We start from the raw sequence: 24152 nt of genomic DNA, 5'->3' as shown, positions 1-24152 counted from the left end.
AAATGTGCCGCAGAGAAAAATGATCGTCGCCACCCGGGGGCAGGGTCTTTATGAATTCACATCCGAGGCCAAGGCATTCGTCAGCCATGCCGGCGTGGAAGAAGGCCTGCTGACGATCTTCGTCCGCCACACATCCTGTTCGCTGCTTATCCAGGAAAATGCCGATCCCGATGTGCGACGCGATCTCACGGTGTTTTTCTCCCGTCTCGTGCCGCCCTCCGACGATCCATCCATGCGCTGGATCATCCACACGCTCGAAGGCCCGGACGATATGCCCGCCCATATCAAATCGGCGCTCACCACGGTTTCCATCGGCGTGCCGATCAGCGACGGCAGGCTCGTGCTCGGCACCTGGCAGGGCCTTTATCTTTTCGAACACCGCGATGAGCCGCATCGGCGCGAAATCTTGCTGCATATCTCGCCGTGATATCCGGATCCGGATCGAGGCGTTCCGCGTTAACCTCCCTGAACGCCTGCTGAACATTCGGTTCTGCTGATATTCAGGCGGGCGAGTCTAGGGTCTCGTCAATCGCAGGGGGATGTTCCCCTGTCGGCAAAGAAACAACGGAGTGAGTTCATGTTCAGCACCTTCGCAAAAGCCGGCCTGGCTGCCCTCATCGCCCTCGGTGGAATTTCCTTCACTGCGCCGGCGGCTTCCGCTGGCTCGGATGTTCAGTTCAGAGTTCAGGTTCAGGATGGCTATGGCCATCGTCCCGGCTGGGGTCGCCCGGACCGCCCGCGCCGTGGCTGCTCGCCCTGGCTGGCGGAAGAGAAAGCGAGCCGCATGGGCCTTCGCCGCGCCCGCGTGGTTGATGTATCGCCGCGCCGTGTCGTGGTGGCTGGCTTCAACCGTTACGGCCGCGACCGCGTCGTTTTCGCCAATGAGCGCGGCTGCCCCGTCATCCGCCGCTAATATGTAATCCGCCGCTAACAGCGGCGACCTTATCGATCTGCCGATATCGCCGTATGGTAGATGGATCAAAAATGCCCCTCGCTTGTCCGGAAAGGCAGGCGAGGGGCATTTTATTTCGGGTTATGTGAATGGCTGAACGCAAGATGGGGCAGGAGCGGTGCCGAGGCGCCGCCCGCCGTCGATCTTATTGCTCGAGAGCGAAGGTGACGTTGACCACCACGCTGTAGCTGTTCTCGCCCGAAGCGACCGGAACGCTGTCGGCTTCCTTCATCATCGAAGCGCGCATCATGCCCGCCGGTACCGGCATCGGGCGCTGCGAGTTTTCGCTGATCTGAATGACCCGGCCAAGCTTCACGCCTGCCGCTTCCGTCAGCGTCTTCGCCTTGGCCAGCGCATCGGCAACGGCCAGCTTGCGGGCCTCGGTCACCGTCGCTTCGGGCTTGTCATTGGTGAAAGTGATGTCGCCGCCCTGGTTGATGCCGAGCTTGACGGATGTATCGAGGATCGCGCCAAGCTTTTTCAGGTCGCGCACGCGCACGGTCAGGCCGTTGGACACCTGATAACCGGTGATCTCGGGCGCGACATAGACGCCATCCTTGGGTTCATAGTGCTTGTAGAGCGGCTGCACCGAGAAATTGCTGGTCTGCAGGTCGCGCTCCTCGATGGCGGCCTCTTTCAGCGCCTTCAGAACATCGGCAAGCGCCTTGGAGTTTTCGGTCAGCGCCGCAGCTGCGGTCTCCGCCTGCTTGACGACGCTGAAGGACAGGATCGCCATGTCGGGGGCAATGGCCGACTGGCCCTCACCGGAAACACTGATGGTGGCTTCGCGAGGAGTAGCCTCCTGCGCAGACACCTGGGCGGCAAGCGGCATCATGGCTGCTGCGGTCATTGCGGTGAGTGCGAAAAGGCGGGCCGTTTTTGTCTTCATGGTGTTTCCTCGTTGATTGAGTCCCTTTGAAGGGTATTGCCTTAGATTGTGTAGCTAATACGGCGGCACTGCTTTGCGAAAGCATCATTGGCTTGTCGGGCTCAAAAAATTACGTTAGAGCGTGACCCACCGGATTCGAGCCATTGCGAAACCGGTGTTTCGGACTGGTTTTTCCGAAAAGGGCCTGTAGCTCAATGGTTAGAGCCGGCGGCTCATAACCGCTTGGTTGGGGGTTCGAGTCCCTCCGGGCCCACCATTTTCTTTCAAGATCAATTGCTTGGGATGTTTCGCGACTCTTCGCGAGCGCACGTCTGATGCGTGATCTGCTATGCCGATGGCAAAGTCCGGCTGCGGAATGAATGCATCGGTGCCGATCCGGCGTGCCGATGGGGCAAGCCGGATCGAGAAAGCTTTAATGTCAGTTACAAACCCGCATACTTTCCGTATGCCAGCCGCCGTCATAGGAATTGGGAACGCGGCGGTCTTCGAACCAGCAGCGCGGGCGGGGCGGCGGTGGCGGTTCGTAGTAGCGCGGGCCGTTGTTGCTGTTGGCGATGGCGCCGCCGATCAGGCCGCCGATGACGCCTGCGGCGAGGCCGCCGGCAATCGCTGCGCCGTCATTGTGGCGGCGGTGTTCGCGGTAGGGCGGCGGGGGTGGGCCGCCGCGGTCGTAGCCACGGTCATAGCGCGGGCGATAGGGATAGTCCTGCGCGGCAGCGGTGCCATAGGATGCAAAAATGCTGCCGGTGGCGACCAGCGCGGCAATAGTGGAAAGAATTATCTTTTTCATCTGGGCTACTCCATAAGCCTGCTTCGGGAGATAGAGGCTCATTATGCCCGGATCATGGCACGGGACGGGTGAACGGCCTGTGAATATTCCATTTCTGCACAGTTCATATTTTTCTGGTTTCAAAATGTAGAATTTAAGCCGGTTCAGGCTTTCAGTGACGAAAAAGCCCGGCGGATGGCCGGGCTTTTTGTCGAAACGATTGGTCGCGATCAGAATTTTACGCCGAGACCGACCTTCACAGTGTGCTGGTCGACATCGGTGTTGATGCCGAAGATGTCCTTGTCGCTATAATCGTTGTAGCGATATTCCAGCCTGCCGAACACATTGTCGGTGAAGGCATAGTCCAGACCCGCGCCAACGGTATAGCCGTTGAAGGTGGTGCTGTCCTTGCCAGCGCCGGGCGTTTCGATGAAGCCGCGTGTCGCGGTCCAGCCGGCGGTGGCATAGAGCAGGGCATGGTCGAAGGCATAACCGACGCGGCCACGGACGGAGCCCTGCCAGTCGGTGCCGATCTCGGTGCCCGCATAGTCATTGTCGTTCCAGTTATAATCGACGTCACCTTCGATGCCGACGACGAAATTATTGTCGAACTGGTAATTGTAACCGGCAAAGGCACCCAGAATGCCGCCATTGAAATTATCCGAAGCGACGGGGCCGCCAGCCGAAAAATCGCCATTCGCCCACCCCGCGCCGCCTTGGATACCCAGATACGGACCAGACCAGGTGAAGACCGGCAGGGTTTCCTGCGCGACCGGAGGTGCCGGCGTTTCGTAGACGGCATCCGCAGCCATTGCGGTGCTGGCGGAAAGGGCCAGAAGTGACGTTACGATCAGCGTTTTCATCGTTTTTCTCCCTGAGCTGACTGACATCCATAGCATAGATTAGCTGCTTTTAATATGGGGCGGGGTTCGGCGGTTCCAAGAGGCGCTCGTGTCCTCCCGGCGTTGCTGGCCGTCTTGCCCCGGATCGCGGCTTTTTATCGCCCCGCCATGCTGTTCTGATGCGGCGAACGTCTTTGGCCGTGTTTGGTTCCCTTCGCCGTTTCGTCAAAAGTCTGGCAGGGTGGCGGGCCGACGTCACGCTTGGTTGTCTTGACAGCGCAGGGCGCGACCATAGAGTTGTGGTAGACTATGGCGGTGCCAATGTTTTTCGCCGCATCGCCGGCGGCATAAGCTGCGGTTGAGACTACACCGTTGCGGCTTCCCGGCGAGGGGGATCGTTGCGGGCGGAAAGGGCATGGGAGGACGAGATCGCATGAGGCTTTATTTTAGCGGAGGAGGGGCGACGTGATTGTCGGAGCCGTTCTCAGCGCCATTCTTCTTCTCGCCCTCATTGCATTTCCACGGCATCTCAAATCCGTCGTTATCTGCCTGCTGTTGATCTGGACGGCCACCGCCGCCTTTGTGATCTATGACTGGTGGCGTGGCAACCAGCGGCTCGACCATATCGTCGCCAGCGCCGGATTCGATGCGGCCTGCCCGGATGCAGCACTGCCAATCCGCGTCAGCTTCCGCAACGACAATAATGTCGCCGTAGAGCGGCTTACCTATACGCTCGAAGGGTTCGAACCGGCCTTCCGTGCCTCCGTTTCCTTCGATCCCTATCAGGTGAGCGAAAGACGGATCGAAGCCGGGGAGACTTTCTCGGCCTGCCGGGCGTTCCGTATGCGCAACAATGAAAGGGTGGAGCCGCAACGGCTGGAATGGCGTGTCACCGTCATTTCCGCGGAATTCGACTGAGCGGTTCGTGTGGCTGCCCGTTATCACGACATTTTGAAAAATTTCGCGCCGGTGAGCGGCGGCCGGAAAATCCCTGCATGACAGCGGTTTCGGGCGGATGGGTGAATTCTCATCGTCCGCAACGGAACCCGCTGGGCAGTCCCTGACTTGTTTTCGTCCATTTGCGATGCCATCTCCCCCTCCATTCGATGAATGTCGCGGGTTGATGTTTTGCGTATTGTTCTGAAGTTTCTGAAAATAACCGCCATCGGCCTTGTCGCCCTGCCGGTTCTGGCGGGTGCGCATATGGGCATCGGCCAGCTCACCGGAAATTTTCACGAAGTCATTCCCGGAGAGCTTTACCGTTCGGCCCAGCCGAGCGGTAAGGACATCGCGGCCTATGCCAAGGCTTATGGCATCAAGACGATCATTAACCTGCGCGATGAAAAGCGTGAAGGCTGGTACGATGCCGAAAGTCTTGCGGCCAGGAACAACGGCATCCGGCTTGTCGATTATCCGCTGAGTTCAAGCGAAAAGGTCTCGGTGGACGATTCGGAAACGCTGGCGGCTGTGCTGCGCAATGCTGAAAAACCTGTTCTCATCCATTGCGAACATGGCGCCAACCGCACCGGGCTCGCCTCCGCCATCTATGTGGCCGCCGTGGCCGGCAAGAGCGAGGCGGCCGCAGAATTTCAGCTTTCCCCCTATTACGGGCATGTGCCGATCCCCGGTATCGGGCGGTATGAAATGTACCAGTCCTGGGACGATTTCGAGGAAACCATCGGGTTTTGAGACGCCGCCATACATCGTCACCCCGAATTTGATCCGGGGTCCAGTGCGATCAAGTCATTGATCGCAAAAGACTCTTTCACGGCGCAGACGCGCCGTGGCTGGATGCCGGCTCAAGGCCGGCATGACGGACGGTTGCGCAGCGCGCCTCAATAATCCCCGCCGCTTTCCCTGATCACCTTCGTCAGGCTTCCCGTCGCCGGGAAAAGCGGGATGAGGCAGGCCTGCAGCGCGTGGTAGATATCGCCCTTGCCGGGGAACAGCGTGTGGGCGGGAACCAGATCTTCCGTCAATTCCTCGTGCCAGCCGCCATTCTCATGGTCGATGAAATTGTTGGCGATGGTGCTCCAGATGCGGCGATAGCTGTCTTCATAGAAGTTGTCCGCCGGCAGGTTCTCGTTGAGGAAGTGGGCAGCGCCCGCCGCTTCGCACATCGGCCACCAGAGCTTGGCGCGCTTGTCCGGATTGTCGTTCCAGTCGAGCGTATAAAAGAAGCCGCCCTTTTCCCGGTCCCAGCCGAGCGCCATGGATTGCACGAACAGCGATTTCGCGGCCACCGGCATCCAGTCATGGCGGCGCTCGCCCAGCACCCATAATTGCAGGATGAGGCGCGCCCATTCCAGCCAGTGGCCGGGGGTGGAGCCGGAGGGGCGGAACATTTCGTTGCCGCGATACTCCTTGTCGAGCGTCCAGTTCTCGTCGAAATGCTCCGGCACGCGGAAATCCAACTCGCCGGCGCGGCGGCGGATGACGAGATCGGCGATGCGCTCCGCCTTGCTGAGGTAGCTATTGTCGCCGGTAACCTCATAGGCCGCCATCAGCGCTTCGGTCAGGTGCATGTTGGAGTTCTGGCCGCGGTAATTCTCGATGGGCGACCAGTCGCGATGGAATTCCTCGGCGATGGCGCCGTGTTTTTCTTCCCAGAAGCGGGTTTCCAGAACCTCGGTAATATCGGCGAGCATCTTGTCTGCCAGCGGGTGGCCGACGGTCTTGGCGGAAGAGGCGGCCAGAAGCACAAAGGCATGGCCGTAACCCTGCTTGGTGGCGTCCACTGGGCCGGCATCGTTCACCTGCCAGAAATAACCGCCATGCTCGCCATCGCGGTGCCTGTTCCAGAGATAGGTCATGCCGTGATCGACGATATCGCCGCAGCCCGGACGGCCAAGCAAGTGGCCGATTGAGAAGCAATGCACCATGCGGGCCGAAGCATGAATGCCGCGCACGGGGTCGTTTGGCTGCAACGGCGCGCCTTTGGCATCGAGATCGAAGAAGCCGCCGACAGGATTGAGGGCACGATACTGGAAGAAATCGAAAAGTCCCTCGGCCTGTTTTACCAGCCATTGGCGATGCCAGGGCAGGGTGTTCCAGTTGCGGCTGTTGTGATCGTCCTCGGGCATTCTCGTCCTCCATGCGGTTTGCTGCTTCGGCTTATATCCTTGCTGTATAAACCTGTCATCTGTCAGCGATATTTCGTAACGTGCTGCAACTGCGCAAAGCCATGCCTGTCCCTTGAAGATATATTGACATAAACATATCTTTATGTGACTTGACGGCTTGCGATCTTGCAAATCGAAATGAGGAGTGTGCCCGTGTTTGACGATCTGTTCGGCCCTGAAGGGGCAAAGCGTGACGGCGCGGAAATTTTCAAGGCGCTGCGCGAAGCCGCCAGCGAACGCATCCTCATTCTCGATGGCGCCATGGGCACGCAGATCCAGGGGCTGGGTTTTGACGAAGATCATTTTCGTGGCGATCGTTTTATCGGCTGTGCCTGTCACCAGAAGGGCAATAACGACCTTCTGATCCTGACCCAACCGGATGCCATCGAAGACATCCATTACCGCTACGCCATGGCGGGTGCGGATATTCTCGAAACCAACACGTTTTCGTCGACGCGTATCGCGCAGGCCGATTACGAGATGGAAAACGCCGTCTACGACCTCAACCGCGAAGGTGCCGCGATTGTCCGCCGTGCCGCCCAGCGCGCCGAGCGGGAAGATGGCCGCCGCCGTTTCGTGGCGGGCGCCATCGGCCCTACCAACCGCACGGCTTCCATTTCGCCCGACGTCAACAATCCCGGTTACCGCGCCGTCAGTTTCGACGACTTGCGTATCGCCTATGGCGAGCAGATCGATGGCCTGATCGACGGCGGGGCCGATATAATCCTCATCGAGACGATTTTCGATACGCTGAACGCCAAGGCCGCGATCTTCGCCTGCGAGGAGCGTTTCGAGGCAAAGGGCATCCGCCTGCCGGTGATGATCTCGGGCACGATCACCGACCTTTCCGGCCGCACGCTTTCCGGCCAGACGCCGTCTGCGTTCTGGAATTCGGTGCGCCACGCCAACCCCTTCACCATCGGCCTGAACTGCGCGCTGGGTGCGGATGCCATGCGTCCGCATCTGCAGGAATTGTCGGATGTCGCCGATACTTTCGTTTGCGCCTATCCGAATGCCGGCCTGCCGAACGAATTCGGCCAATATGACGAAACGCCCGAGATGATGGCGCGCCAGGTGGAAGGTTTCGTGCGTGACGGTCTCGTCAACATCGTCGGCGGCTGCTGCGGTTCGACGCCGGAGCACATCCGGGCGATTGCCGAAGCGGTCAAGGACTACAAGCCGCGCCCGATCCCTGAACACAAGCCCTTCATGTCGCTTTCGGGTCTTGAGCCCTTTGTGCTGACCAAGGATATTCCCTTCGTTAATGTCGGCGAGCGCACCAACGTCACCGGCTCTGTCCGCTTCCGCAAGCTCATCACCGCCGGCGACTATACGGCGGCGCTGGCGGTTGCCCGCGATCAGGTGGAAAACGGCGCGCAGATAATCGACATCAACATGGATGAGGGTCTGATCGATTCCGAAAAGGCGATGGTGGAGTTCCTGAACCTCATCGCCGCCGAGCCGGATATCGCCCGTGTGCCTGTGATGATCGACTCATCCAAGTTCGAGATCATCGAGGCCGGCCTGAAATGCGTTCAGGGCAAGTCGATCGTCAATTCGATTTCGCTGAAGGAAGGCGAGGAGAAGTTTCTCCAGCAGGCGCGGCTCGTCCATAATTACGGTGCTGCGGTCGTGGTCATGGCCTTTGACGAGGTCGGGCAGGCTGATACTTACGAGCGCAAGGTCGAGATCTGCTCGCGTGCCTACAAGCTCTTGACCGAGAAGGCGGGCCTGTCGCCGGAAGATATCATCTTTGACCCCAACGTCTTTGCCGTTGCGACGGGTATCGAGGAGCACAATAATTACGGCGTGGATTTCATCGAAGCCGCTAAGACCATCCGCGAAACCATGCCGCTCACGCATATTTCCGGTGGCGTTTCCAACCTGTCCTTCTCCTTCCGCGGCAATGAGCCGGTGCGTGAGGCGATGCATGCCGTGTTCCTTTACCACGCCATTCAGGTCGGCATGGATATGGGCATCGTCAATGCCGGGCAGCTTGCGGTTTACGACAATATTGACCCTGAACTGCGTGAGGCCTGCGAGGACGTGGTGCTGAACCGTCGCGACGACGCGACGGAACGGTTGCTGGAGGTCGCGGAGCGTTTCCGTGGCACGGGCGCCAAGGATACGAAGGTTCAGGACCTTTCCTGGCGCGAGCTGCCCGTTGAAAAGCGGCTGGAACATGCGCTGGTCAACGGCATCACCGACTATATCGAGGCCGATACGGAAGAGGCGCGCCAGAAGGCGGAGCGCCCCTTGCACGTCATTGAAGGGCCGCTGATGGCCGGCATGAATGTGGTCGGCGATCTCTTCGGTTCCGGCAAGATGTTCCTGCCGCAGGTGGTGAAATCCGCCCGCGTGATGAAGCAGGCGGTTGCCGTGCTGCTTCCTTACATGGAAGAGGAAAAACGCCTGAATGGCGGGGCCGAGCGCAGTGCTGCGGGTAAGGTGCTGATGGCGACCGTGAAGGGCGATGTGCACGATATCGGCAAAAACATCGTCGGCGTCGTTCTCGCCTGTAACAATTACGAGATCATCGATCTCGGCGTCATGGTGCCGACGACGAAAATCCTCGAAACGGCGATTGCCGAAAAGGTGGATGTGATCGGCCTTTCCGGCCTCATCACTCCGTCGCTGGACGAGATGGTGCATGTGGCGGCCGAAATGGAGCGGCAGGGTTTCGATATTCCGCTGCTGATCGGCGGCGCGACGACGAGCCGTGTGCATACGGCGGTGAAAATCCATCCGCGTTATGAGGCGGGCCAGGCGATCTATGTCACCGACGCTTCACGCGCCGTGGGCGTCGTGTCGGCGCTTCTCTCCGCCGAGCAGAAGCCCGCTTATATCGACGGTATTCGCAGCGAATATGCCAAGGTGGCGGAAGCGCATGCCCGCAACGAGCGTGAAAAGCAGCGCCTGCCGATTTCCCGCGCCCGCGAGAATGCGCACAAGATCGACTGGTCGACCTATAGCGCCGTCAAGCCGCAATTCTTCGGCACCAGGGTGTTCGAAACTTATGATCTGGAAGAGCTTTCCCGTTACATCGACTGGACGCCCTTCTTCCAGACCTGGGAATTGAAGGGTCGTTTCCCGGCCATTCTCGATGACGAAAAGCAGGGCGAGGCGGCGCGGCAGCTTTACAGCGATGCGCAGGCGATGCTGAAGAAGATCATCGAGGAAAACTGGTTCCGGCCGCGCGCGGTGATCGGCTTCTGGCCGGCAAACGCCGTGGGTGACGATATCCGGCTTTTCACGGATGAAAGCCGCGGCGAAGAGCTTGCGACCTTCTTCACGCTGCGCCAGCAGCTTTCCAAGCGCGATGGTCGCCCGAATGTGGCGCTGTCGGATTTCGTCGCACCTGTTGATAGCGGCGTTGCCGATTATGTCGGTGGCTTCGTGGTGACGGCGGGCATTGAGGAAGTGGCGATTGCCGAGCGTTTCGAGCGGGCGAATGACGATTATTCGTCAATCCTCGTCAAGGCGCTGGCAGACCGTTTCGCGGAAGCCTTCGCCGAGCGCATGCATGAGCGGGTGCGCAAGGAATTCTGGGGTTATGCGCCGCAGGAAAACTTCAACGGCGATGAGCTGATTGGCGAAGCCTATGCCGGCATTCGCCCGGCACCCGGCTATCCTGCCCAGCCCGACCATACCGAAAAGAAGACGCTGTTCGCCCTGCTCGACGCCACCAATGCGGCGGGTGTGGAATTGACGGAAAGTTATGCCATGTGGCCCGGCTCTTCCGTCTCGGGCATCTATATCGGCCATCCCGAGAGCTATTATTTCGGTGTCGCCAAAGTGGAGCGCGATCAGGTTCTCGATTATGCGCGCCGCAAGGATATGCCGGTGGAAGAGGTGGAGCGCTGGCTCGGACCAGTCCTCAACTACGTGCCGACGAACGGCGCTGAGGAAATCGACAGCGCGGCCTGATGTTCGGTGTGCGGCCATTCAATAAAAAAGCGCGGGTAAGACCCGCGCTTTTTGTATTCATTGGGTCGTTTAAGACCGTAACGCCGCCAGTTCCTCGATGCCGACATGGCTCTCCACCTCGCTGCCGCGCAGATAGAGGTAAAGGCCAATGCAGAAGGCGAGGACGGCGATGAAGACCAGATACCAGGCGTGGGCCATGGGGTTAATCGCAAGCGCCGTGGTCACGCCGATCGGCGTCAGCCCGCCGAAGACGGCATAGGAGACGTTATAGGCAAAGGAGAGGCCGGAGAAGCGCACCGAGGCCGGGAAGGCGCGGACCATGACGTATGGCACCGCGCCGGCCATGCCGACCGACAGGCCCATGACGCCGTAAAGCACGAACATGGTTTGAAGGGATGTGCCGGCATAGCTGTAGAAGGTGAAGGTGGCGATGCCGAAGAAGATGCTGGCCCCCATGAAGAAGATGCCGGAGCCGACACGGTCGATCAGCGCGCCGGCGATGATGACGCCGAAGATCAGGAACAGCGTGCCGAAGCTGGTGCCGGCCAGCGCCTGTGTCGGGGTATAACCGTAAAGCTTCTGCAGGAAGGTGGCCGTCATCAGTGTCGTGACGACGATGGCGGCCGAGAGAACCCAGGTCAGCAGGGCGGAAATGACCACGCCGCGCATATGGTGCTTCAGCACCAGCCCAAGCGGCAGCTTGTCTGTCAGCGATTTCGACTTCTTCATCTCGGTGAAGATCGGCGTTTCTTCCAGCCAGCGACGCAGATAGACGGCGATGAGGCCGAAAATGCCGCCGAGCAGGAAGGGAATGCGCCAGGCGTAACCGGCCACGTCTTCCGGTGTGAAGAGCGAGTTGATGGCGAAAGCGATCAGCGAACCCAGCATGATGCCGAAGGAAAGGCCCGATGTGAGGAAGCCGCAGGCGAGGCCAACGCGGCGGAAGGGCACATGTTCGGCAACGAAGGTCCATGCGCCCGGCACTTCACCGCCAATGGCAGCGCCCTGCAGCATGCGCAGGACGATGAGCAGGATGGGGGCGGCCACGCCGATGGTGGCATAGGTCGGCATCAGCGCCATACCGAGCGTGGAGAGCGCCATCAGCAGGATGGAGAAGGCGAAGACGCGCTTGCGGCCGTAACGGTCGCCATAATGCGCGAGCACGATGCCGCCCAGGGGGCGCACCAGATAACCGGCGGCAAAGATGCCGAAGGTCTGGATCATCACCAGCCAGTCCGGCATTTCCGGCGGGAAGAACAGATGGCCGATGACGGTGGCGAAAAATACGAAGATGATGAAATCGTAAAATTCGAGCGCGCCGCCGAGGGCCGAAAGGCCAAGAGTTCTGTAATCCTGACCGTTAAGGGGCCGGGCTACCGCCGGTGTGGTGGTGGGAGACATGAGGCTGCTTCTTTTCTAAATTACGTATTACTTATGGGCATGCGGCAAGAGCGGCGGGATTTCAAGCCTTATCGGTCGTCAATCGTTCAGGTATTTGGATGGACGATCGAGAAAGCGCCGCAGGAAGGCGATGTTTTCCAGCTCGTCATAGAGGCGCTCGGTGATGCCATCTGCGTCGAAATGATAAATCGTGGCTTCGGGAATGGCCAATAGCACCGGTGAGTGGGTGGCGATGATCAATTGCCCGCCACTATCGGCGGCGTGACGGATGAGGGCGGCCAGCTCCAGCTGCTTTTGCGGCGAAAGCGGGCTTTCCGGTTCGTCGAGAAAATAGAGGCCGGCGCCATGCAGGCGCCGATGCATGATATCGAGGAAGCCTTCGCCATGCGATCGCCGGTCGAGGCTGTTGTTCCTGACAATCCCGCGAAATGTCTCCGGCGTCTCTTCCGGAAAATCCTCGCCGTTTTTCAGAGCCTTTTCCCGCTCCCAGCGAAAATCGTCCAGTGCTTCCTCGTTCTGTCGACGGATATAGCCAAGCACGTCTTCCGCGCGCAGAAACATGCGGATCTTCGGATATTTTTTGCGGGCAAAATAGAAGGCCTTCGCCACGGTTTCGGCATGCTGGAGATAGAGATCACCCTTGACCTGGCCATGATTGCCGATGGCATAGGCCGTCATTCCCGCCGCCAGACCCTCCAGCAGTGTCGATTTTCCCGAGCCGTTATTACCGGCGAAAAAGGTGATCGGCGTCTTGAATTCGAGGCGTTCCAGGTGGCGTAACGCCGGAACGGAGAAGGGATAGTCGTCTCTTCCGTCCGGCGTCTCTTTCATGGTTACGCTATCGAGAAACAGCATGTCGCGTTCCTTATCTAATCCGTCATGTTCGCCGACGTTGCGCTCTGTCGCATCATCGCGGCGCTATGCTCAAAGCAATTGCGTGTGATTGCGGCTTAACGTGGGGCGCTGTTCGCACCAACGGTTTGCAGGGTTGGCGGAGATACGACATGCCGAATCGTTCGAAGTTCATTTTATTATAAATTAGTACAAACAATTTTTGGTAATAAATCGATCAATATTAGATATATGCAATATTTATCTTAATCTTGGGATGTTGTCGTAAGTATAAACTTCAAATTAATTCAGCAATGCCAGTTGTTGTCATTCTCGTTGTTGTTGGGGAGAGTGAATGAAGCATATTGTGCTTTTTTCGGTCGCGTTTCTATTTTCCGCGATATTCGTGAGCGAAGCTGAGGCGCGGAAGTCCCGGTTTTTTGCCATCCCCGGATTCGGCGGCGGCGAGACGATCGATCTCGTTTACGATCTGCCGGATAACGAGCCTTTTCTTCGCGACGGGGGAGCATTCGACATTGGTTATCTCAACAGCGGGGATAGGAGCGGTTATGTGCTGTATCGCGGCGAGCGGTACGGCAGGCTCAGCGATGCGGATATCGCCAGGCTGAAGGCGACGCTTGGTTTTGATCCGACGACAAAAGACCGCATGGAGCGGGCGGCGAGGGCCAGCGACGCGCCCTGGAACCTCGTGATTATCATAGCGGTCGCAATTGTTGGTATCTTCGCGCTTGTTCACAAGGGCATGCAGCTAGTGCGGTGGATTTCGCGACTGGCGACGATCTCCCCAGCTGCGGGAAGTAAGCGGCAGGAGGAGGAGGACACCCCCGACCCGCTGGAGGTCCGCAAGAAACAGCTGGTAAACCGTCAATGGAGCGATAGCCAGACGGATCACGCGGCGCGTGTTCCGGCAGCATCGCCGGCCCATGCGTCTGCGCGAGGAACCACTGCGGTCCGGACATTCGGACGCAGGAGCGCCTGAGCGGTGCAAAATCCCTAAACCTCAGGCGGCCTCAGGAGCCTGCACTACTCGAACCGGTCGATGATGCTGATGCCGCTTTCCTTAAAGCTGTCCATGGCGGGCAGGGCGGTTGCTGCCTCGGAAAGCGTGATGTGGCGACCGATCAGCTTTTCCGGCGCGAGCCTGCCGCTTTCGATCATCGCCAGCATGTCCTCATAACGCCATGCCTGCATGCCGTGGCTGCCGTAGATCTCCAGCTCATGCGCGATCACCCGGGCCATGGGGATGGCGGGCATGGCGTGATCGGCCAGCATGAGGCCCACCTGCACATGGCGGCCGCGCCGACGCAGGTTGCTGATGGAGTTGCAGCAGGTCTGCGGGTGGCCAAGCGCATCGACAGAGACATGTGCGCCGCCGCCCGTCACCTCGCGAACCGCCTCGGCAACATCGGCAACCGCGCGGCTGTTGATGGTAGCGGTCGCGCCGAGCTGCCGCGCAAGTTCGAGCTTGTCTTCGGCAATATCGATGGCGACGACCTGCGCGCCGAGGCCAGCGCCGATCATGATAGCGGAGAGGCCGACGCCGCCGCAGCCATGGACCGCCAGCCATTCGCCGCCCTTCAGGCGTCCCTGATCAGTCACGGCCCGGAAGGAAGTGGCGAAACGGCAGCCGAGGCCGGCAGCGGTGGCATAAGTCATCGATTCCGGCAGGTGCACCAGATTCTGATCGGCATAATCGATGGCGACATATTCGGCGAAGGAGCCCCAATGGGTGAAGCCGGGCTGGAACTGCGCCTCGCAGACCTGCTGGTTGCCGGAGCGGCATTCATGGCAATGACCGCAGCCGGAGACGAAGGGCACGGTGACGCGGTCGCCGGTCTTGAAGCGGGTGACGTTTTTGCCGACGGCGGCGACCACGCCTGCGAATTCGTGGCCGGGAACATGCGGCAGGCGGATATCCGGGTCATGTCCCATCCAGCCGTGCCAGTCGCTGCGGCAAAGGCCGGTCGCCTTTACCTCGATGACCACGCCGCCATCGGTCGGTTCCGGATCCGGCAGGGTTGCGACAACCGGGGTTTCGCCGAACAGTTCGTAAAAAAGCGCGCGCATCATGGCCTCAATGTTTGGTATGCAGGTTCGAAGTCATACCTGCTCTACCATGTCCCGCAAATGGGCGAAGCGGTTTTACGTCTGGAAAAGCGCTTTAGTCCTTGATGACCATCAGGTCGCCGGCTGCGAATTTCAGCGTCACCTGCTCACCGACCGCGGGCGGTGCTGTGCCGGGATCGTTGAACATATCGAAAGACAGGGTCGAGCCGCCGAGATCGAGGCGGGTGCGGATCACGGAGCCGAGGAACTGGCTGGAGGTGACGAGGCCGGAAATGGCGACATCGCCTTTCGCTTCGCTGCCGAGCGAGCCCGCTTCCGGCCGAAGGGCAAGGGTGATTTTTTCGCCGTTCGCCGCATCGACCGGCTTGTGCAGGGTGATCTGCTGCTCTCCGACACGGATGGTGTTGGATGAGGAATCGACCACAGTGGCGTCGATGAGGTTCAGCGTGCCGACGAAAGAGGCGACGAAGCGGGTCGCGGGCTTGTTGTAGATGTCGAAAGGGGAGCCGATCTGGTCGGCGCGGCCGCCATTCATGACGACGATGCGGTCGGAAATCGACAGGGCCTCTTCCTGATCGTGAGTCACGAAAATGGTGGTGATGCCGAGTTTCTGCTGAATCTGGCGGATTTCCTCACGCAGCGACACGCGAATCTTGGCATCAAGCGCGGAGAGCGGTTCATCCAGCAGAAGCACTTCCGGCTTCGGCGCGAGCGCGCGGGCAAGCGCCACGCGCTGCTGCTGGCCGCCCGACATCTGGTAGGGGTAACGGTCCGCCAGATGCTCCAGATGGATAAGCTGGAGCATTTCCTTCACGCGGGCGTCGATCTCGGCTTTCGGCTTGCCGGCGACTTTGAGCCCGAAGGCGACGTTTTCATAAACATTCATGTTGGGGAACAGCGCATAGGCCTGGAACACCATGCCGATATTGCGCTGGTTCGGTCTGAGCGCCGTCTGGTCCTTGCCGTTGATGACGATCGATCCGCCACTCGGGGTTTCGAAGCCGGCGATCATGCGCAGCACGGTGGTCTTGCCGCAGCCCGATGGCCCGAGGAAGGAGACGAACTCGCCCTTTTCGATGGCCATGTTGAAATCATGCACGACCTGCACGGAGCCGAAGGATTTCTTGATATTGCTAAGTGTCAAAAAGCTCATGAAAAATTGTCCTCAGGCCTTGGGAGGCGCGCCCTTCTGGTAGCGTGAAACGAGTTGGATCAGACCCAGGCAACCCCAGGTGATGCCGAAGGAAATCACGGCAAGTGCGGCCGGTTCATAGGCGCGGTTGGCGCCAAGCAGCTGCATGTAGGGGCCGAAGGCCGGGCGGTTCAAAAGAGCTGCCATGGTGAATTCACCGATGACGATGGCGAAGGTCAGGAACGCACCGGACAGCACGGCGACCAGAACATTGGGCAGGATGATGCGCGAGAGAATGGTCGTCCAGCCCGCGCCGAGGCTCTGAGCCGCTTCCGTGAGCGTCGCCACATCGATGGTTCTGAGACCGGTATCGACGGCGCGGTACATATAGGGCAAGGCCAGTGTGGCGTAACCGAACATCAAAAGCAGGTTGGTGCCGAAGCTCGTGCCGGTCAGTGGCAGCCAGCTCGACGTGTTGTAAAGCCGGATGTAACCGAAGACGATGACGATGGCCGGGATGACCAGCGGCAAAAGCGTGATGAATTCGATATAGGGGCGCAGGCTCGGCAATTTCAGGCGCACCCAATAGGCGGTGGGCACCACCAGCAGAACCCCGAAAACGATGGTGAACAGTGCCATCACCACAGAATAGCTGAAGGTCTCCTGGAAACGCGGATCGGTCAGCACCTTGCCATAGGCGTCGAATGAGTATTCGCCGCGCCGCATTTTCAGCGAGAAGTTGGTCATGCCGATCAGCGGCAGGGCGAAATAGAGCAGGCCGAAAATCAGCGCGCCCCAGGCGAAAAACCGCTTCATTTCAGCCACCTTTCGCTGCGGGCGCGCAGCCAGATATAAAGCGCATTGGCGATGCCGGTGACGACGATCATACCGAAGGCAAGGGCGTAACCGAGATGCGGGTTGCCGAGAACGTCGCCACGGATTTGCGCAAACAGCAGGATGGGCACGATGTTGAGCGAGGAACCGGTAAGGGCAATTGCGGTGGCCACCGCACCGAAGGCATTGGCAAACAAAAGCGACATGGTGCCAAGCAGCGACGGCAGCAGGATGGGGAAGGCCACCATGCGCCAATATTGCAGGCCGGTTGCGCCGAGGATTTCCGCAGCCTCGCGCCATTCGCGTTTCAGCCCGTCCAGCGCAGGCGTAATGATGAGGATCATCAACGGTATCTGGAAGAACAGATAGGTGACCGTTAGACCCCAGAAGGACAGGATGTTGAAGCCGAGGAGCCTGAGATCGACGCCGACCTGCGTTTTCAGAAAGATGGTGAGAAGGCCGACCGGGCCGAGCGTGGCGATGAAGGCGAAGGCGAGCGGCACGCCGGCGAATTGCGAAGCGACGCCGGAAAAGGTCAGCAGCGGTCCGCGAATGCGCTGCGGCAATCCGCCAAGCACCACGGCGGCCGCCACGGCAAAACCGATCAGGCAGCCCAGCGCCGCCGAAGCGAGGCTGATCTTGATCGAAATCCAGTAGGCCGCAAGGATGGAGGAGGTGAAAAGCCCGGCGATATTTTCCAGCGTGAAGCTGCCATCCGTCCGCTGAAACGCGCCGATGACGATCTTCATCGTCGGCAGAATCAGAAACAGCAGAACAAAAACGGCAAAAGGTACGATCCCTATCCAGTGAAGAGGCAGTTTTCTGCCCGCGTCGGAAGGTCCGCCGGTGTTGGTCGATGACATGCCTTGTCCCCAAACGCCGCTTTCAAAACGGTCTGTCTATTAAGGTATTTATTATAAAAGAAGCACCCCGGCTTTTTGATTGGCCGGGGTGCGTTTTCAACAGTTTACTTCACGTTCGCGCCGACGACGCTGTCCCAGCCGCCGGTGACGGCAGCCTTGTTGGCGTCGACTTCCTCGAGCGTCGGGAAGATCGCCTTTTCATAGGCTGCTGCCGGCGGCAGGCTGTCGATCAGCTCCTGTGGAACCTTGCCGGCCTTGACCATGGCGTTGAAACGGATCGGGTGGCAATAACCCTTCAGCCAGCCGAGCTGACCGTCGTCGGAGTAGAGGTGCTCCATCCACAGCTTGGCGGCATTCGGATGCGGCGCGTAGGCGGAAATGCCCTGAACGTAAACGCCGGCGAGAACGCCCTTTTCAGGCACGACGACTTCGGTCGGCGGGTTGTCGTTCAGCGTCTTTTTCCAGGAAAGGGCGTTATAGTCCCAGGCGATGATGATCGGGGTTGCGCCCTGTGCCAGCGTGCCGGCCTTGCCGATGACGGGCAGGAAGTTGCCGGCCTTGTTGAGGTCGGCGAAATACTTCAGGCCAGCTTCACCGGCTTCCTTGCCAGACTTTGCGCCGGTGGAAAGACCGGCGGCGAGAACGCCGAGGATCGCCTGGTTGGAGGCGCGCGGATCGCCGGCAAGCGCTACCTGACCGGAATATTCCGGCTTCTGCAGGTCGGCCCAGTCCTTCGGCGTGTTCTTGACGAGGTCCTTGTTCACGAACATCGACATGACGCCGTAGTAGTCGCCGTACCAGTAGCCGTCTGCATCCTTGACGTTGTCAGGGATTTCATCCCAGGTGGAGACCTTGTAGGGCTGCAGCAGGCCTTCGGCCTTCATCTGCGGGCCAAAAGCGAGACCGACGTCAACGACGTCAGGAGCCTGCGGGCCCTTGTTGTCCTTGTTCGCCTTGATGGCTTCGACTTCATCGGCGGAGCCGGCGTCGGGGTTCAGTTCGTTGACGGTGATTTCCGGATATTTCGCCTTGAAGGCGGCAATCACGTCGCCGTAACCGCACCAGTCGTGCGGCAGGGCGACGGTGGTCAGCATGCCTTCCTTTTTGGCGGCCGCGATCAGCTCGGCGCTCGGTTCAGCGGCGGCAATTGCGGTGGAGGCGATGACCAGTGCAGTGGTCGTAGCAAGCAGTCGGCGGCAGTGAGAGATCACTTTTTTCTCCTCTTCGTGTTCTCATATTGCGGACGCTGATACGGATTCTCGATGAAGCTAATGTGACGGCTGGATTGCAATTTATTTATCCGGATTCCGTCACTTTACGCCCGTTTTCCGCCATCACCCGGCTTTTTTGCCTGCAATTGCGGGAGATTCCCTCATGATCCGTGGTGGCCAGATATGTTCCCCAGCTTGGTTTCTTATCCTGTTTTATCGTGCTGGTAGCGATGACAGGTATCCAATCAGCGTGCGGCATCCGCGTCAAGCAAGTTGCCCGGCTATGTAGTTTCATGTTCTGTCCGGTCTGCGGAACAGCCGCGTCTGTTCGAACAGGCCTTCAAGCGCGTTCATGCGTTCCCTGGTTTCATCCCAGGTGCCGTTCTGCACCGCTTCGATCAGCGCTTCGACCACGAACAGCGTGACCACGGAGGAATCCCATGCCGAGGGAGCTTCGATCCTGACACGGAAAGTGTGCAGCGCGTGGCGCGCCACCGGCGATGTCCATTGATCGGTGAAGAGAATGATCTGCACGCCGTTGGCTTTCGCCACTTCGGCCAGCGTCGTCATGTCGTGCTCGTAGCGGCGGATGTCGAAGATAACCAGTATGTCACCGGCGCTCATGTTCAACATATATTGCGGCCAGGCGCTGGAATTCGACGACATCAGCGTCGTCTTCGGCCGGATCACCTGCATGTGGGTGAAGAAATATTCGGCAATCGCGCCGGTGATGCGCCCGCCGACGAAATAGATGCTGCGCTTGCGGTCGGAAAGCAGCGCTGCGGCATTGTCGAAGACGGCGGTGTCGAGATCGCTCAGCGTATCGCGCAGATTACCGGTGATGGCATCGGCGAAGCGGTTGAGAATGTGCAGGCCGGGCGCATTGGTTGCCCAGCGGTCATGTTTGGCGATGGGGCCGGAGATCGTCGCTTCCAGTTCCTGGTGCAGATGCGCCTGAAATTCCGGATAGCCCTTGTAGCCGAGCTTCTGCACCATGCGCGCGACCGTCGGCGTCGAAACGCCGGCATTTTCCGCAATGGTGGTGATGCTGCCGAGGCCGGAGACGGGGTAGTTGCCGAGCAGGCTCTCCGCCAGCCGTTTTTCCGAACGGGTCAGTGCGTCGTAATGGGCATGAATGACATCCGACACGGTCGCCGTCGTGCTGCGCAAATTTTTCCCCTTCCGGTCTTCTGCCGGTGCATGGCTAAAATAAACATCTGTGCCAGCTATCGAGTCAATCGGAAAATGAAGAGAAAATTTCAAAATTCCATTTGACACTCGCAATAATGTGAAGAATTCTTTTCGGCGTTGACGGGACGTGGGGGTTCCGGGTGGGGTTCGTGCATGACGCTGCGGTCACGGTTTTTCACAGAAGCGGAAGGGCAGGCCGTCGGCATCGAGAATGCTGGGGCTAAGGGCGACGTCCTTCTCGTCTGCGAACATGCCTCCGCCACCATTCCGCAGAAATTCGGCACATTGGGTCTTTCGCCGGAGGTGCTTTCGAGCCATGCGGCTTGGGATCCGGGCGCTCTGGCCGTTGCCCGGCTGCTTTCGGAAAAGCTTGACGCTACGCTCGTCTATCAGCGGTTTTCGCGTCTCGTCTATGATTGCAACCGGCCGCCCGAATCGCCTTCCGCCATGCCGGTGAAAAGCGAGATTTACGATATTCCCGGCAATTTCGATCTCAGCGAAGCGGAGCGTTTCGCCCGAACCTCCGCACTTTATGTGCCGTTTCATGACCGGGTGAGCGAGATCATCGCCGCGCGGCAGGCGGATGGCCGTAACGTGGTGGTGGTGACCATCCACAGTTTCACACCGGTTTATCACGGCCGGTTCCGAAAGGTTGAGATTGGCATCCTGCACGATGCCGACAGCCGCCTCGCGGATGCGATGCTGGCGGGCGCCGAAGGGTCCGCGCTCACGGTCAATCGCAACGATCCCTATGGCCCGGAAGACGGCGTGACGCATACGTTGCGGCTGCATGCGCTGCCGGACGGGCTTTTGAACGTCATGATCGAGGTCCGCAACGATCTCATCACCAATGAAGGAGAGCAGGCGGCAATCGCCGGTTTTCTTTACGAGCTTATGGGGAAGGCGCTCTCATCGATCGATGAGTGAGGGAGCTATGGCCGGCCGATGGTGAAAACACCGGGGCCGGCTGCCAGATGAGACTGCCGCCATTTTATAAAAACCGGCCACGCAGCCGGAAAAACACGAAGCGGCAAGGGAACAGCAAGTGCGTGCGGCCAATCGCGGGAGACTCCCGGGTGAAGCTGGAAACTGGGGCACAATCGGCCAATAACGGCTGACTGGCTTGTTTTTTTCTTATTCAGGAGAGAAGGGCATGGACAGTTCATCGTCAGGCGTCAGCTACAAGAAGGCTGATGCATCCTATTTCGAAAAACGCGGACTATCCCGTTATGCGGGCGTGTGGTCGCTCTGGTCGCTCGGCGTCGGCGCGGTCATTTCCGGGCATTTTTCCGGATGGAATTTCGGCTTTTCCACCGGCGGCTGGGGCGGCATGCTGGTGGCGGGCATCATCATCGCCATCATGTATCTCGGGCTGACATTTTCGATTGCGGAAATGAGCCCGGCCTTGCCACATACCGGTGCGGCCTATTCCTTTGCCCGCACGGCCATGGGCCCATGGGGCGGCTTCATCACCGGGCTTTGCGAGAATGTCGAATATGTGCTGACGCCGGCGGTCGTCGTCACCTTCATCACCGCCTATGTGAACTCCATTCTCGGCCTCGATCCTGCCTATTCACCCTTCGTATGGATAGCGTTTTACGCGATATTCCTTGCGCTCAATGTCTTCGGGCTTGAGCTTTCCTTCAAGGTGACGCTGGTCATCACGCTGATTTCGCTTGCCGTTCTGGTGTTCTTCTGGATCAGCGCCATCCCGAATATCGATTTTTCGCGTTTCGCGCTCAATATCGGTGTCGGACCTGACGGCAAGGCGGTGGAGCTGCCGGAGGGCGGCGGTTCCTTCTTCCCCTTCGGTTTCTCGGGCGTTCTCGCCACGCTGCCTTTCGCGGTCTGGCTGTTCCTTGCCATCGAGCAACTGCCGCTGGCGGCGGAAGAATCGGTCGATCCCAAGCGCGACATGCCGAAGGGCATCATCCTTGGCATGGTGACGCTGATGGTTTCGGCCTTCATGATCGTGCTGCTCAACCCGTCCCTGCCGGGCGTCGGCGCGTTCCATCTCAGTTCTTCGCTTGAGCCGCTGCTCGATGGTTTCAAGGCGATCTATGGCGATGGCGGCGTGGTGGTGCTGGGTCTCGTTGCCTTGACCGGCCTGATCGCCAGCTTCCATACGATCCTCTACGCGCAGGGCCGGCAGATCTATTCGCTGTCGCGTGCGGGTTACTTCCCGACCGTGCTGTCGATCACTCATTCCAAATACCGTACGCCATATGTGGCCAATATTTCCGGCGCGATTGTCGGCTTGGCGGTCATGCTCGTCATCTGGTTCGCGCTGGGTGCGGAACAGGGCGGTAGCATCATCGGCAGCGTGCTTTTGAACATGGCCGTGTTCGGTGCGATGTTCTCCTACATCATGCAGGCGATTTCCTTCATCCTGCTCAGGAAGAACCTGCCGCATATCGAGCGGCCGTTCCGCTCGCCCTTCGGCATTCCGGGCGCGGTGCTAACGATCATCATCGCCATCGTCACGCTGCTTTACCAGATCCAGGATCCGAACTTCACCAAGGGCGTGCTTTGGGTGGCGGTCTGGTTCGCCGTGGCGATTGCTTACTTTGCCTTTGTCGGACGCCACCGCCTCATCCTGTCGCCGGAAGAGGAATTCGCGCTGGAGCACAAGCAGGCTGCGGTTGCCGCAGCGGCTGCAAAGGCCTGATGCTCAAACAAACGGGCGGCCGCATTCCGGCCGCCCGGCCACGACAATAAAGGGAACGGACAAAATGACGAGCTACACATTCGACGCGCTTAAGATGGATGTCGCCGAGGGGCGCATCGACACGGTTCTGGCCTGCCTTGTCGACATGCAGGGGCGTCTGATGGGCAAACGGTTTCAGGCGGAGTTCTTCGTTGAAAGCGCCTTTGAGGAAACCCATAGCTGCAACTATGTGCTTGCCACCGACATGGAGATGGAAACCGTTCCCGGTTACAAATCCTCCAGCTGGGAAAAGGGTTATGGCGACTATGTGCTGAAACCCGATCTTTCGACGCTGCGGCGCGTGCCGTGGCTGGAAGGCACGGCGCTGGTGTTGTGCGATGTGCTCGATCATCACACCCATGAAGAAGTGCCGCATTCGCCGCGGGCGCTCTTGAAAAAGCAGGTGGCGCGGCTGGAGGCCATGGGGCTGAAGGCCTATATGGCGACCGAGCTGGAATTTTTCCTGTTCGACCAGACTTTCGACGCGGCGCGCGCCAGCGGCTACAGGGGGCTGAATCTCGCCAGCGGTTACAACGAGGATTACCATATCTTCCAGACGACCAAGGAAGAGGACGTCATGCGGGCGCTGCGCAAGGGCCTGCAGGGCGCGGGAATTCCGGTCGAGAATTCCAAGGGCGAGGCCTCTCCCGGTCAGGCGGAAATCAATGTGCGTTATGCCGAGGCGCTGACCATGGCCGACCGGCACGCCATCATCAAGAACGCCACCAAGGAAATCGCCTGGTCCAAGGGCAAGGCCGTGACGTTCCTCGCCAAGTGGAACTACAATGCCGCCGGCAGTTCTTCACACATCCACCAGTCGCTATGGAGCCTCGACGGCAAGACCCCGGCGTTCCTGGACAAGGGTGCCAAGCATGGCATGTCGGAACTGATGCGGCATTATGTTGCCGGGCTTCTGGCCCATGCCAGCGAGATCACCTATTTCCTCGCGCCCTATATCAATTCCTACAAGCGGTTCATGGCGGGCACCTTTGCGCCCACCAAGGCGATCTGGAGCCTCGACAACCGCACGGCCGGATATCGTCTCTGCGGCGAAGGCACCAAGGGTATCCGTATCGAATGCCGCGTCGGCGGCTCCGATCTCAATCCCTATCTCGCCATGGCGGCTTTGCTTGCGGCGGGCATTGACGGTATCGAAAATAAACTTGAACTTGAGCCCGCTTTTGTCGGTGACGCCTATGGCGGCAAGGACGTGCGCGAGATACCCAAGACCCTGCGTGACGCCACTGCCTTTCTGGACGGATCGAAAATGCTGCGTAACGCCTTCGGCGACGATGTGATCGATCATTACGTCCATGCCGGACGGTGGGAACAGGAAGAATACGACCGCCGCGTGACCGACTGGGAAGTGGCGCGCGGTTTCGAACGGGCCTAA

General features: G+C 59.4%; 21 protein-coding genes and 1 tRNA gene. 10 read left to right on the top strand and 12 right to left on the bottom strand.

The features are described from left to right. Positions 1-4: 4 nt before the first annotated feature. Positions 5-427 (top strand): secondary thiamine-phosphate synthase enzyme YjbQ, encoded by a 423-nt coding sequence (locus tag F3H58_RS01975; RefSeq protein ID WP_149741032.1) that lies wholly within the window; start codon positions 5-7, stop codon positions 425-427. 150 nt (positions 428-577) lie between these two features. After that, a complete protein-coding gene (locus F3H58_RS01970; RefSeq protein WP_065655756.1) occupies positions 578-913 on the top strand; it encodes a hypothetical protein in 336 nt (111 codons plus the stop codon). Between the two features lie 184 nt (positions 914-1097). Here F3H58_RS01970 and F3H58_RS01965 read toward each other — a convergent pair whose 3' ends face one another. Then, on the bottom strand, positions 1098-1841 hold the full coding sequence (locus F3H58_RS01965; protein ID WP_149741031.1) for an SIMPL domain-containing protein: 744 nt from the start codon (positions 1839-1841) through the stop codon (positions 1098-1100). A 180-nt stretch (positions 1842-2021) separates the two neighbouring features. Here F3H58_RS01965 and F3H58_RS01960 point away from each other — a divergent pair. After that, positions 2022-2097 (top strand) — tRNA-Ile (locus F3H58_RS01960). 162 nt (positions 2098-2259) lie between these two features. On the opposite strand, the gene F3H58_RS01955 is transcribed toward F3H58_RS01960, so the two are convergent. After that, positions 2260-2631 carry a hypothetical protein gene (locus F3H58_RS01955; RefSeq protein WP_035261012.1) on the bottom strand — a complete coding sequence of 124 codons (372 nt, stop codon included), beginning with the start codon at positions 2629-2631 and terminating at the stop codon, positions 2260-2262. A gap of 209 nt (positions 2632-2840) precedes the next feature. Continuing rightward, positions 2841-3473, bottom strand: a complete 633-nt coding sequence (locus tag F3H58_RS01950) for an outer membrane protein (RefSeq protein ID WP_149741029.1) — start codon at positions 3471-3473, stop codon at positions 2841-2843. 444 nt (positions 3474-3917) lie between these two features. Between F3H58_RS01950 and F3H58_RS01945 the strand changes: the two genes are divergently transcribed. Further along, entirely contained in the window at positions 3918-4370 is a 453-nt protein-coding gene (locus F3H58_RS01945) for a hypothetical protein (protein WP_149741028.1), read from the top strand. 210 nt (positions 4371-4580) lie between these two features. Continuing rightward, positions 4581-5141: a dual specificity protein phosphatase family protein gene (locus F3H58_RS01940; protein WP_125145567.1), complete on the top strand. Its 561-nt coding sequence runs from the start codon at positions 4581-4583 to the stop codon at positions 5139-5141. Between the two features lie 146 nt (positions 5142-5287). Here F3H58_RS01940 and F3H58_RS01935 read toward each other — a convergent pair whose 3' ends face one another. After that, positions 5288-6535, bottom strand: coding sequence for an AGE family epimerase/isomerase (locus F3H58_RS01935; protein ID WP_149741027.1), 1248 nt, complete (start codon positions 6533-6535; stop codon positions 5288-5290). 192 nt (positions 6536-6727) lie between these two features. Between F3H58_RS01935 and metH the strand changes: the two genes are divergently transcribed. Then, positions 6728-10501: a methionine synthase gene (metH, locus tag F3H58_RS01930; RefSeq protein ID WP_149741026.1), complete on the top strand. Its 3774-nt coding sequence runs from the start codon at positions 6728-6730 to the stop codon at positions 10499-10501. A 69-nt stretch (positions 10502-10570) separates the two neighbouring features. On the opposite strand, the gene F3H58_RS01925 is transcribed toward metH, so the two are convergent. Continuing rightward, positions 10571-11902 carry an MFS transporter gene (locus F3H58_RS01925; RefSeq protein WP_149741025.1) on the bottom strand — a complete coding sequence of 444 codons (1332 nt, stop codon included), beginning with the start codon at positions 11900-11902 and terminating at the stop codon, positions 10571-10573. 78 nt (positions 11903-11980) lie between these two features. Further along, the gene (locus F3H58_RS01920; RefSeq protein WP_149741024.1) at positions 11981-12757 is read right to left on the bottom strand and encodes an AAA family ATPase; all 777 of its coding nucleotides are present in this window, start codon (positions 12755-12757) and stop codon (positions 11981-11983) included. A gap of 331 nt (positions 12758-13088) precedes the next feature. Between F3H58_RS01920 and F3H58_RS01915 the strand changes: the two genes are divergently transcribed. Continuing rightward, the gene (locus F3H58_RS01915; RefSeq protein ID WP_149741023.1) at positions 13089-13733 is read left to right on the top strand and encodes a hypothetical protein; all 645 of its coding nucleotides are present in this window, start codon (positions 13089-13091) and stop codon (positions 13731-13733) included. A 44-nt stretch (positions 13734-13777) separates the two neighbouring features. Here F3H58_RS01915 and F3H58_RS01910 read toward each other — a convergent pair whose 3' ends face one another. The 6 genes from F3H58_RS01910 to F3H58_RS01880 all read right to left on the bottom strand — a co-directional run bounded on the left by F3H58_RS01910 (position 13778) and on the right by F3H58_RS01880 (position 20031). Beyond that, the gene (locus F3H58_RS01910) at positions 13778-14821 is read right to left on the bottom strand and encodes a zinc-dependent alcohol dehydrogenase family protein (protein ID WP_149741022.1); all 1044 of its coding nucleotides are present in this window, start codon (positions 14819-14821) and stop codon (positions 13778-13780) included. Positions 14822-14915: 94 nt separating this feature from the next. Continuing rightward, the gene (locus tag F3H58_RS01905; protein ID WP_149741021.1) at positions 14916-15974 is read right to left on the bottom strand and encodes an ABC transporter ATP-binding protein; all 1059 of its coding nucleotides are present in this window, start codon (positions 15972-15974) and stop codon (positions 14916-14918) included. A 12-nt stretch (positions 15975-15986) separates the two neighbouring features. Then, positions 15987-16769 (bottom strand): ABC transporter permease, encoded by a 783-nt coding sequence (locus F3H58_RS01900; protein WP_035261247.1) that lies wholly within the window; start codon positions 16767-16769, stop codon positions 15987-15989. Further along, positions 16766-17650: an ABC transporter permease gene (locus tag F3H58_RS01895; RefSeq protein ID WP_149741020.1), complete on the bottom strand. Its 885-nt coding sequence runs from the start codon at positions 17648-17650 to the stop codon at positions 16766-16768. Before F3H58_RS01895 ends, F3H58_RS01900 begins: the two co-directional genes overlap by 4 nt. A 104-nt stretch (positions 17651-17754) precedes the next feature. Beyond that, positions 17755-18861, bottom strand: a complete 1107-nt coding sequence (locus tag F3H58_RS01890; RefSeq protein ID WP_149741019.1) for an ABC transporter substrate-binding protein — start codon at positions 18859-18861, stop codon at positions 17755-17757. A gap of 291 nt (positions 18862-19152) precedes the next feature. Next, the gene (locus F3H58_RS01880; RefSeq protein WP_003522811.1) at positions 19153-20031 is read right to left on the bottom strand and encodes a MurR/RpiR family transcriptional regulator; all 879 of its coding nucleotides are present in this window, start codon (positions 20029-20031) and stop codon (positions 19153-19155) included. A gap of 174 nt (positions 20032-20205) precedes the next feature. Here F3H58_RS01880 and F3H58_RS01875 point away from each other — a divergent pair, with 174 nt between their 5' ends. From F3H58_RS01875 to F3H58_RS01865, 3 genes are all read left to right on the top strand, one after another. Further along, the gene (locus tag F3H58_RS01875; RefSeq protein WP_149741018.1) at positions 20206-20979 is read left to right on the top strand and encodes an N-formylglutamate amidohydrolase; all 774 of its coding nucleotides are present in this window, start codon (positions 20206-20208) and stop codon (positions 20977-20979) included. 226 nt (positions 20980-21205) lie between these two features. Next, positions 21206-22720, top strand: coding sequence for an amino acid permease (locus tag F3H58_RS01870; protein WP_149741017.1), 1515 nt, complete (start codon positions 21206-21208; stop codon positions 22718-22720). A gap of 64 nt (positions 22721-22784) precedes the next feature. Then, on the top strand, positions 22785-24152 hold the full coding sequence (locus tag F3H58_RS01865; protein WP_149741016.1) for a glutamine synthetase family protein: 1368 nt from the start codon (positions 22785-22787) through the stop codon (positions 24150-24152).

This window comes from Rhizobium sp. NFACC06-2, assembly GCF_900101425.1.
In the GTDB taxonomy this organism is placed as follows: Bacteria; Pseudomonadota; Alphaproteobacteria; order Rhizobiales; family Rhizobiaceae; genus Agrobacterium; species Agrobacterium leguminum.
Note: the sequence above shows the minus strand (reverse complement) of the source record. Positions and strands in the feature narration are given on the sequence as shown.